The sequence below is a fragment of the Zoogloea sp. genome (assembly GCF_023150065.1).
Lineage (GTDB): Bacteria > Pseudomonadota > Gammaproteobacteria > Burkholderiales > Rhodocyclaceae > Zoogloea.
Genome location: NZ_JAKLLN010000166.1, coordinates 1 through 604 on the forward strand (window position 1 = coordinate 1; position 604 = coordinate 604).

Consider the following 604-nt stretch of genomic DNA (forward strand, 5'->3'; position numbering starts at 1 on the left):
CTGTGGGTGCCAGTAGATCCGACGCCCGATGTTGTGTGGCGGCACGATGCTTCCATCGGCGAGCCAGTTGTCTATCGTTCGTTTGGAAACGTTCAGGATCTCGGCGGCCATCTCCTTCGTGATGGGGCTATAGGGTTCGGTCATTGTTGAAGCGAGTGTCCAAAGACGAGTATAGGTCGACGGACCGTGAAACCCGCGCTTCATCTGATTTGCATGCCTTGTGGCAGGGTGAGCGACCGAATCTGTGCTCCAATCCTGCTCCAAGAGGCCCAGAAAATTCGGTACGTTGTTGCATTCAGCTGCGCGCTGTTGCATAGTAAAGCCTTGATTAACCGGTGTTTTGATTAACAAGTACCGTGTTTGCAGGGCTTGGGAACGCGTTCGGGACGCAGGGGCCGGAGGTTCGAATCCTCTTTCCCCGACCACAGATTCAGCAAAAAGCCACTCTTGGAGTGGCTTTTTGTTTTTGGGCATACCACCTCTCCGCGCGAGCTTGGGCGCCCTCGAGCCAGAAAGTGCCCGGCGAGGTTTTTGAAACGGCTCGCCGCTCCGTCGTGCAAGGCACGCAAAAAAACAAGACAGCCCCAGGGAATCAGCACATGAA

1 protein-coding gene is annotated in these 604 nt (G+C 55.3%); it reads right to left on the minus strand.

Features of this window, described 5'->3' with window-relative positions; genetic code table 11:
• Positions 1-474 (minus strand): helix-turn-helix domain-containing protein (locus L6Q67_RS24070; RefSeq protein ID WP_296576209.1); only part of this gene is annotated, 474 nt, incomplete at its 3' end.
• Positions 475-604: the final 130 nt, after the last annotated feature.